Source organism: Vandammella animalimorsus (assembly GCF_002285285.1).
Taxonomy (GTDB): domain Bacteria; phylum Pseudomonadota; class Gammaproteobacteria; order Burkholderiales; family Burkholderiaceae_C; genus Lampropedia; species Lampropedia animalimorsus.
Genome location: NZ_NSJF01000005.1, coordinates 294,802 through 303,452, shown reverse-complemented (window position 1 = coordinate 303,452; position 8,651 = coordinate 294,802). Strand labels below are relative to the sequence as shown.

The 8,651-nt window shown below is 69.1% G+C and carries 9 protein-coding genes; 4 read left to right on the top strand and 5 right to left on the bottom strand.

What is annotated here, in order from left to right; translation table 11 throughout:
* Window positions 1-122: 122 nt before the first annotated feature.
* The 4 genes from CK620_RS11055 to CK620_RS11040 form a co-directional block, all read right to left on the bottom strand.
* On the bottom strand, window positions 123-1,097 hold the full coding sequence (locus CK620_RS11055; protein WP_095550330.1) for a threonine dehydratase: 975 nt from the start codon (window positions 1,095-1,097) through the stop codon (window positions 123-125).
* Window positions 1,094-1,723: a dienelactone hydrolase family protein gene (locus CK620_RS11050; protein WP_179290639.1), complete on the bottom strand. Its 630-nt coding sequence runs from the start codon at window positions 1,721-1,723 to the stop codon at window positions 1,094-1,096. Before CK620_RS11050 ends, CK620_RS11055 begins: the two co-directional genes overlap by 4 nt.
* Window positions 1,724-1,829: 106 nt before the next feature.
* Entirely contained in the window at window positions 1,830-2,564 is a 735-nt protein-coding gene (locus CK620_RS11045; RefSeq protein ID WP_275250712.1) for a VOC family protein, read from the bottom strand.
* A complete protein-coding gene (locus tag CK620_RS11040; RefSeq protein WP_095550329.1) occupies window positions 2,561-3,619 on the bottom strand; it encodes a PhzF family phenazine biosynthesis protein in 1,059 nt (352 codons plus the stop codon). The genes CK620_RS11045 and CK620_RS11040 overlap by 4 nt, the downstream gene beginning before the upstream one ends.
* 198 nt (window positions 3,620-3,817) lie before the next feature.
* Between CK620_RS11040 and infA the strand changes: the two genes are divergently transcribed.
* On the top strand, window positions 3,818-4,066 hold the full coding sequence (gene infA / locus CK620_RS11035; RefSeq protein ID WP_095538502.1) for a translation initiation factor IF-1: 249 nt from the start codon (window positions 3,818-3,820) through the stop codon (window positions 4,064-4,066).
* A gap of 13 nt (window positions 4,067-4,079) precedes the next feature.
* On the opposite strand, the gene CK620_RS11030 is transcribed toward infA, so the two are convergent.
* Entirely contained in the window at window positions 4,080-4,664 is a 585-nt protein-coding gene (locus tag CK620_RS11030; protein ID WP_095550328.1) for a peroxidase-related enzyme, read from the bottom strand.
* Between the two features lie 175 nt (window positions 4,665-4,839).
* Here CK620_RS11030 and CK620_RS11025 point away from each other — a divergent pair, with 175 nt between their 5' ends.
* The 3 genes from CK620_RS11025 to CK620_RS11015 all read left to right on the top strand — a co-directional run bounded on the left by CK620_RS11025 (window position 4,840) and on the right by CK620_RS11015 (window position 8,650).
* The gene (locus CK620_RS11025) at window positions 4,840-6,468 is read left to right on the top strand and encodes an ABC transporter ATP-binding protein (protein ID WP_095543699.1); all 1,629 of its coding nucleotides are present in this window, start codon (window positions 4,840-4,842) and stop codon (window positions 6,466-6,468) included.
* Between the two features lie 116 nt (window positions 6,469-6,584).
* On the top strand, window positions 6,585-7,745 hold the full coding sequence (locus CK620_RS11020) for an ABC transporter permease (protein ID WP_095550327.1): 1,161 nt from the start codon (window positions 6,585-6,587) through the stop codon (window positions 7,743-7,745).
* Window positions 7,745-8,650: an ABC transporter permease gene (locus CK620_RS11015; protein ID WP_095550326.1), complete on the top strand. Its 906-nt coding sequence runs from the start codon at window positions 7,745-7,747 to the stop codon at window positions 8,648-8,650. The genes CK620_RS11020 and CK620_RS11015 overlap by 1 nt, the downstream gene beginning before the upstream one ends.
* Window position 8,651: the final 1 nt, after the last annotated feature.

The window sequence follows — 8,651 nt, the reverse complement described above, 5'->3', positions numbered from 1 at the left end:
GCTCAATGGCTCAATGGCTCAATGGCTCAAGGGCTCAAGGGCTCAAGGGCTCAAGGGCTCAAGGGCTCAAGGGCTCAAGGGCTCAAGGGCTCAAGGGCTCAAGGGCTCAAGGGCTCAAGGGCTCAAGCGGCCAGCACCTGCGCCAGCACCGCCGCGTCCACATTGGCGCCGGTCAGCGCCAGGCCCACGCACTGGCCTTGCAGCGAGCCGCGCTCCTGCAAGGCGGCGGCCAGCGCGGCCGCCCCCGCGCCTTCGGCCAGGTTGTGGGTATCGGCATGCAGGGCGCGCATGGCGGCGGCCACTTCGTCGTCGCTGACTTGCACCAGATGGTCCAGCCCGGCTTGCAGCACGGCCAGCGCATCGGGGTGGGCCCGGCGCACGGCCATGCCGTCGGCCAGGCGCGTGGTGGCCGGCGCGGGCACCACGTGGCCGGCGGCCAGTGAGTCGGCATAGGTGGTGGCGTGCCGGCTGACCACGCCGACAATGCGCGCGCCATGGCCCAGCGCCTGTTTGGCGGCGATGGCCGCGCACGCGCCGCTGCCCAGGCCAATGGGCACGTAGGCCACTTGCAGTTGCGGCACGGCGCGCAAAAACTCCAGCCAGTAGCTGGCCACGCCGGCCACCAGCGCCGGATGGTAGCTGGGCACCATGTGCGCGCCGCGCTCGGCGGCCAGTCGCTGGGCATGTTCGGCGCTTTCGGTGAAGTCATCGCCGTGCTCGATCAGCTCCACGCCCAGGGCGCGCATGGCGGCGTTCTTTTCCACCGAATTGCCGCGCGGCACGACGATGGTGCAGGCCACGCCGTGGGCGCGCGCAGCCCAGCCGATGCTTTGGCCGTGGTTGCCGCGCGTGGCGCTGATGACGGCGCTCGGCAGAGCGCCCGCGTCCTTCAATTGTTGGAAGTAGGCCAGCCCGCCACGGATCTTGAACGCGCCCACGGGCGTGTGGTTCTCGTGCTTGAGCCAGCATTCGGCGCCCAGGCGCTCGGTCAGCAGCGCCCAGCGGTATTGCGGCGTGGGCGGGAATTCACGGTAAACGGTGCGCGCGGCCGCTTCGATGGCGGCCAGGCTGGGCAAGGCGGCAAGGGCATGGTTCATGGCGTAGGTGGGCAATGGGGGGTTGATGGCAGTGGATCGAGCGGCAGGCCCTGGCCATGGCGGCGCAGGCTGTGGCAGAGCCAGGCCCGCTGGGCCTGGGCCAGCGCAGGTTGGAAGTGGGGCGAGAGCGGGTTCATGAAGCCGTGTCGCGTACCCGGCAAGATGGCGCAGTGCGCGCCGCTGGCGGCCAGCGCCGGGGCAATGGCCTGGGGCTCAAAGCCCGCTTCGCGCTCGGCAAACACCAGCTGCACCGGGCAGCGCGGCGTGAGCGTGAGGGCATCGCGAATGCGCGAGCCGTAGTACAGCACGGCCCGGCTGTGCGGGTGGCAGGCCGGGCCGGCCAGGGCATGCCAGGCGCTGGCCGCGCCAACGCTGAAGGCCACGAGAAACACCGGCGCATCGCCCATGGCCTGCGCGATGCGCTGCGCATAGCGGGGCAAGCCCTGGTGCGCATGAAAGGCGGCCACGGCTTCTGCCTCGCTGGCATGGGGCGGCTTCTCGCCATCGCCTGGCCAGGGCGAGAGCAGCTGCGCGCTGTGCGCCAGAGCCAGCAAGGGCGAGAGCCAGGCGCGCAAGGGCGCATGCAGGCCGTGGATGTCGGCGGCTATGAGCAGGCGTTGGGGCATGGTCTTCAAGGGTTGTCTTGCCCATCCAGGGCGCCAACTGGTTCTTGGAGCCTGTTCACGATCTTGGTGCGGGCGGGAACGGATTTTGAACAGGTTTTCATCGCCGTCACGCCACAGTCACCAGGCCGCGCGGCGTGTGCAGTTGCGCGCTCAGGCGCGCTGGGCCGGCGCTCAGCTGCAGCTGCCCGCTCAGGCCCAGGGCCTTGAGTGCGGCGCGCAGCGCCTCGGCCTGGGGGTGCTGCAAGTGCAGGCTGTGCAGCGCCAGGCCGCTGTCGGGCAGTGCGTCGCTCGGGTGCGCCTGGCCCCATTGGATGAGGGTGGGCAGGCAGCCATCGAACAGGCGCTGGCCATCGGGGCGCACGGCGATCTGCCATTGCAGCAGGCCGCGCGGCGTCTGGCGGCTGGCTTGCAGGATGTCGCCGCGCTCGATGCCTTGCGCGGCCAAGGCGGCGCAGGCGCGGGCCAAATCGGGCACGCGCGCCACCCAGTGGATCAGGCGCGGGCCTTGCGCGCGCACCTGGGCGCGCAGCGCGGCCTCGTCCATGTCGAACCAACGCCGGCGCGCGCGGCCATCGGTTGTGGCGGCGGGGCTGGCGGCCGGGTCGATGGCGATGATTTCCAGATAGGCCTGGGCAAATGGCCCGGCCTGCGTGGCGATGGACAGCAGGCGGTTGTGCGTGCCAAACAGCGGGTGCGCGCCGCCGGGGCCGGGCGCGATGCCCAGCGTGGCCTGGCACCAGGCCGCGCCCTGCTCCAACGTGTCGGCCATGACCACCAGGTGGTCGAGCCGGGCCTGCGCGGCGGCTGTCGTTGCCGCTGCGGTCTCGCCAGCGGCGCTCACAGCTGCACCTCGCCCTGCACCACGGCCACGCAGTCGCCACCCACCCAGACCTGGCCTTGCGCATCGCGCGCCACGTGCACGCGCCCGGCGCGGCCCATGCGACTGCCTTGCGCGGCCACGTAGGCGGCGGGCAGCTGGCCTTCGGCCATCAGCCACTGCGCCAGGCTGGCGTTGAGGCTGCCGGTGACCGGGTCTTCGGGCACGCCGATGACGGAGACGAAGGCGCGCACTTCAATCAGCGGTTCGGCCTCAGCCTGTGCAGGCTGCGCCGCCTGTGCAGCCTGTGCCGTCTGCGCCGCCTGTGCCAGGCGCGCAGCCGGGGCAGCGAAGGCGCGTGCCTCGCGGCTGGCGCGGGCAATCAGCGGCGCGCCTGCTTCGGCCTCATCTTCCCCCACCGCCTGGGCCGCCAACTGCGCTGCCCACTGTACTGGATAAGGCCCGGCCACGCCGGTGTACACGCCCAGGGCGGCCAGCGCGGCGTGGTCGGGTTGCAAGGCCAGCACGGCGTCGGCATCGGCCAGCCACAGGCCCAGCCAGCGCGGGCCGTTGTCCAGCCAGCGGGCCTGGCCGATGGCGGTTGCATCGGGCAGGCCCAGCGCGCGGGCCACCTGGGCCAGCAGCGCCTCGTCCACGGCCGTGGCCTGCATGGGCGGGGCGGCAAAGGCCAGGCGGGCGCCGCCGCCGGGTTGTGCCTCGCGGCGGATGGGGATCAGCCCCTTGGCGCACTGCTGCACGATGCAGGCCGGATCCTTGGGCACACCGCCTGCGGCCAACCAGGCAAAGCAGGTGCCCAGCGTGGGGTGGCCGGCAAAAGGCAGCTCCTCGGCCGGGGTGAAGATGCGCACGCGGTAGTCGGCCCCGGCCTCGGTGGGCGGCAGCACGAAGGTGGTTTCCGACAGATTGGTCCAGCTTGCAAAGCGCTGCATGGCCTCGTCCGTCAGGCCTGCGCCATCGAGCACCACGGCCACGGGGTTGCCCCAGCCGGGCTGGGCTGTGAAGACGTCGATCTGGGCGAAGGGGCGGCCGAAGGAGCGGTGAATGGCGGCAGTGGACATGGCAATGCAAGGGCGAGAGTGAGGAAAAAGCGCCAGTCTATCGCCAATGGCGCTCAGGCCCACACAGCGCGGGCGTGGCGGGCGAAAGGGGGATAAAATCGCGGGTTTTTGTTTTTTCACCCCAGCGCGGCATGGCTGGCATGCGGCGCAGGATACGGCCCAGGGCCTGCCTGGGCCGCCCATTTTTGAATTGTCTTTATGGCCAAAGAAGAACTCATCGAGATGCAGGGCTCCGTCACCGAGGTGCTGCCCGATTCGCGCTTTCGCGTCACGCTGGACAACGGCCACGAGCTGATTGCCTACACCGGCGGCAAGATGCGCAAGCACCACATCCGCATTCTGGCGGGCGACAAGGTGACGCTGGAGATGTCGCCCTACGACCTGAGCAAGGGTCGCATCATCTTCCGCCACCTGCCTGGCCGCGGCGGCCCGGCATCGTCGAGCTGAGCGCCGCGCCGGCTCAGTCCGGCCTGGGCTGGCGGGGAATGCGCCCGAGCAGATAAAACTCCGGGTTGGGCAGCAGGCCCGTGGCGTTGGCGATGCGGTTGGACATGCCAAAGAAAGCCGTGATGGCGATGATGTCCCAGATGTCCTCATCGTCGAAGCCATGCGCCAGCAGCGCCTGGCAATCGGCATCTTCGACCTGGGCTGAGTGCTGGCTGACCTTGACGGCAAAGTCCAGCATGGCGCGCTGGCGCGGCGGCAGGTCGGCCTTGCGGTAGTTGATGGCCACTTGGTCTGCCAGGCGCGGCTTTTTCTCATAGACGCGCAGCAGCGCGCCATGGGCCACGACGCAGTACAGGCATTGGTTGAGTGCGCTGGTGGCGGTGACGATCATCTCGCGCTCGCCCTTGGTCAGCGAGCCGCCCTCGCGCAGCATCAGCGCATCGTGGTAGGCAAAGAAGGCGCGCCACTCGGCCGGACGCCGCGCCAGGGCCAGAAAGACATTGGGAATGAAGCCGCTTTTCTCCTGCACCTGCACGATGCGCTCGCGGATATCGTCCGGTAAGTCGTGCAGTTCCATCAATGGGAAGCGCTCTCGCATGGGGGTGTCTCCTGTTTGCTCAATCTTCTGAAAATTGTTTCCTGGCACAGCAGGAAGCCTCGAACGCCAAGATAATACGCAGCGTTTGCCCATTGGCCTGTCGCGCAGTCGGCCCCATGCCGCCGGTTTGCTGCTGGCCCGCCCCTACGCCCACAGCGCCGAAAGCGCCCGCCCCATGTCCTACCTGCCCCAGCCCGATGCCGAGTCGCTCGAGCTCTCGCAACTGAGCCTGCCGCCTGCGCCGCGCCTGCAACTGGCGGGCATCACCAAACGCTATCCCGGCGTGGTGGCCAACGACGGCATCGACCTGACGGTCGAGCGCGGTCAGATCCACGCCATTCTGGGCGAGAACGGCGCGGGCAAGTCCACGCTGATGAAGATCATCTATGGCGCCGTGCAGCCCGATGCGGGCAGCATCCACTTCGACGGCCAGCCGGTGCGCATGCGCTCGCCGCACCACGCGCGCCAATTGGGCGTGGCGATGGTGTTCCAGCACTTCAATCTGTTCGAGTCGCTGACCGTGGCCGAGAACATCTGGCTGGGCCAGGAGCGCCAGATGCGCCGCGACATGCTGGATGTGCACCTGGACGAAATCGCCACGGTGTTTGGCCTGGATCTGGACACCAGCCGCCCGGTGCATGCGTTGAGCGTGGGCGAGCGCCAGAAGATCGAAATCCTGCGCAGCCTGGTGGCCAAGCCCAAGCTGCTGATCCTGGATGAGCCGACTTCCGTGCTCACGCCGCAGGCCGTGCGCAGCCTGTTTGGCGTGCTGCGGCGTCTGGCCGATTCGGGCTGCAGCATTCTCTACATCAGCCACAAGCTGCACGAGATCCGCGAACTGTGCGATGTCTGCACGGTGATTCGCCAGGGCAAGGTGCGCGGCGTGGTCAACCCCAAGGAGCAAAGCGATGCCTCGCTGGCGCGGCTGATGATTGGCATCGAGCCGCCGCGCCTGCTGGGCCGCCACCACCGGCCAGGGGCCACGGTGCTGGAAGTGCGCGGCCTTCAGCTGCCCAGGGCGCACCGCTTCGGCGTGGATTTGCACGACGTGCAACTGCAATTGCAGGCCGGTGAAATCGTGGGCATCGCCGGCATCTCCGGCAACGGCCAGAACGAGTTGCTGCAAGCGCTCAGCGGTGAAGATACACGCGCCGCGCCCGGCCAGGTGCTGCTGTTTGGCCAGGACGCGGGCCGCGCCGGCGTGCAGCAGCGCCGCCGCGAGCACGGCCTGCACTTCGTGCCCGAGGAGCGCCTGGGCCGCGCCACGGTGCCCAGCATGAGCCTGGCGCAAAACCTGCTGCTCACGCGGCGCCTGGAGCGCGGCCCGCTGGGCTGGCTCAGCCCACGCCGCCTGCACGCCAAGGCCAGCGCGCTGATCGAAGGCTTTGGCGTCAAGGCCGCCGGCAGCCACGCCGCGGCGCGCTCGCTCTCCGGCGGCAATCTGCAAAAGTACATCGTCGGTCGCGAGATGGACGCCGCGCCGCGCATCCTGCTGCTGGCGCAGCCGACCTGGGGCGTGGACGTGGGCGCAGCCGCGCAGATCCGCTCGCAGCTGCTGGCGCTGGCCGAGGCCGGTTGCGCGGTGCTGGTGGTCAGCGAGGAGCTCGAAGAGCTGTTCGAGATCTGCGACCGCCTCTACGTGATGGCCAAAGGTACACTCTCGCCCTCGCTGCCGCGCGCGCAAGCCAGCGTGGAGCTGATCGGCCTGTGGATGAGTGGCCTGTGGGAGGCCTCCGCCCCAAGCCAGGCGACCGGCCAGCAAGAACAGCCCAATGCCCAGCAAGAGATCGCCACGATGGTCTGACGCAGTGGCCCGACGGCACAGATGACGCAAATGCCCCCTCTGCTTGCGCACGACAACCCGTCGCTGATCGGTCCCTTTTCTTCGCTTTTCTTTCTCGCCCCAGCAACCTGCCCGGCATGAAACTCGTCCTCGAACCCAGGCCACAGCCCTCGCGGCTGTGGTCGGCCCTCTCCCCGCTGCTGGCGCTGCTGCTGACCATGCTGCTCGGCGCTGTGCTCTTTGGCCTCTCGGGCACCTCGCCATTGCAGGGCCTGGCGGTGTTTTTCGTTGAGCCGCTCAAAAACGCCTACGCCTGGGGCGAGATCGCCCTGAAGGCCACGCCGCTGCTGTTGATCGCGCTGGGCCTGGGGCTGTGCTTTCGCTCCAACATCTGGAACATCGGCGCTGAAGGCCAGTTCGTGCTGGGCGCCATCGCCAGCGGCTGGGTGGCGCTGCAGGCCCAACCGGGCAGCGGCCCAGGTTTCATCGTGCTGATCCTGCTGGCCGGCAGCCTGGGCGGCATGGCCTGGGCAGCCATCGTGGCGCTGCTGCGCGACCGCTTCAACACCAATGAAATCCTGGTCAGCCTGATGCTGGTGTACGTGGCCATCCAGCTGCTGAACTACCTGGTCTATGGCCCCTGGAAGGATCCTGCGGGCTACAACTTTCCGCGCACGGCCTCTTTCGATGCCGCCACGCAGCTGCCGCGCCTGATGAACGGCGCCCGCGCCAATGCCGGGCTGTCGCTGGCGCTGGCGGCCTGCGCACTGATGTGGCTGTTCATGTTCCGCACCCGCGCCGGCTTTGCCCAGCAGGTCGGCGGCCTGGCGCCTGCGGCAGCGCGCTACGCCGGCTTCCCGGCGCGGCGTGCGCTGTGGACGGCGCTGCTGCTCTCTGGTGCGCTGGCCGGTCTGGCCGGAGCGCTGGACGTGATCGGCCCGGTTGGCCAGCTCAACCCGCAGATTCCCGTCGGCTATGGCTTCACAGCCATCATCGTGGCCTTCGTCGGTCGGCTGCATCCGGTAGGGATGGTGTTCTCCAGCGTGCTGCTGAGCATGCTGGTCATCGGCGGCGAGCTGTCGCAATCGCAGCTGGGCCTGCCCAAGTCGCTCTCCAACGTCTTCCAGGGCCTGCTGCTGTTCTGCCTGCTGGCCTGCGACACGCTGATCAACTACCGCCTGCGGCTCAAGCGCGCGCCGGTCGATGGCACGGCAACGCCGGCCAGCGCCACAGCGCCCAACCCGGCAGCCCATGTGGCAACCGGCGCGGCCACCACCAGCGCCCACCAAGGATTGTGATGGACCTGTTCATTGCCTCCACCCTGAGCACCGGCACGGTGCTGGCCCTGGCTGCGCTGGGGTTGTTGATTAACGAGAAGGTTGGCATCGTCAACCTCGGCGCCGAGGGCATGATGCTGTGCGCGGCCATTGCCGCCTACGCCACCGTGGTGCACAGCGGCAGCCACTCGCTGGGCCTGCTGGCCGGCGCGGGCGCGGGCGCGGCGCTGGCTGCCGTGCTGGGCCTGCTGGTGATCTTCCTGCACACCAACCAGTACGCCACCGGGCTGGCGCTGAGCCTGTTCGGCATGGGCTTTTCCGCCTACGTCGGCGTGGGCTACGTGCAGGCCAGCATCCCGGCCACGCCCAAGCTGGCGCTGCCGCTGCTGTCCGATCTGCCCTTGATCGGCCCGGCGCTGCTGCGCCACCACGCGCTGGTGTACGTGGCCATCGCCCTGGCACTGGCACTGGCCTGGCTGTATGGGCGCACGCGCACTGGCCTGGTGCTGCGCGCCATCGGCGAGTCACCCGAATCCGCCCACGCCCTGGGCTACAAGGTGCGCGCCATCCGGTTGCTGTGCGTGACCCTGGGCGGCGCGCTGTGCGGCTTGGCCGGCGCCTATCTCTCCACCGCCTACACGCCGCTGTGGGCTGAGGGCATGGTCTCCGGCCGTGGCTGGATTGCCCTGGCGCTGACGGCCTTTGCCACCTGGCGGCCGCTGCGCATTCTGCTGGGCGCTTATTTGTTTGGCAGCATGACCATGCTGCAGCTGAGCCTGCAGGCCGGCGGCATCCAGGTGCCCAGCCAGCTGCTCAGCATGCTGCCCTACCTGGCCAGCATCGCCGTGCTGGTGCTGATCTCGCGCAACCCGGTGTGGATCCGCACCAACATGCCCGCCTCGCTGGGCAAGCCTTTCTCGCCTTGAG

Excerpts from the sequence above, each read along its gene's own strand:
- CK620_RS11055 (WP_095550330.1), bottom strand. The coding sequence starts at position 1,097 with ATGAACCATGCCCTTGCCGCCTTGCCCAGCCTGGCCGCCATCGAAGCG.
- CK620_RS11050 (WP_179290639.1), bottom strand. The coding sequence starts at position 1,723 with ATGCCCCAACGCCTGCTCATAGCCGCCGACATCCACGGCCTGCATGCG.
- CK620_RS11040 (WP_095550329.1), bottom strand. The coding sequence starts at position 3,619 with ATGTCCACTGCCGCCATTCACCGCTCCTTCGGCCGCCCCTTCGCCCAG.
- infA (WP_095538502.1), top strand. The coding sequence starts at position 3,818 with ATGGCCAAAGAAGAACTCATCGAGATGCAGGGCTCCGTCACCGAGGTG.
- CK620_RS11030 (WP_095550328.1), bottom strand. The coding sequence starts at position 4,664 with ATGCGAGAGCGCTTCCCATTGATGGAACTGCACGACTTACCGGACGAT.
- CK620_RS11025 (WP_095543699.1), top strand. The coding sequence starts at position 4,840 with ATGTCCTACCTGCCCCAGCCCGATGCCGAGTCGCTCGAGCTCTCGCAA.
- CK620_RS11020 (WP_095550327.1), top strand. The coding sequence starts at position 6,585 with ATGAAACTCGTCCTCGAACCCAGGCCACAGCCCTCGCGGCTGTGGTCG.
- CK620_RS11015 (WP_095550326.1), top strand. The coding sequence starts at position 7,745 with ATGGACCTGTTCATTGCCTCCACCCTGAGCACCGGCACGGTGCTGGCC.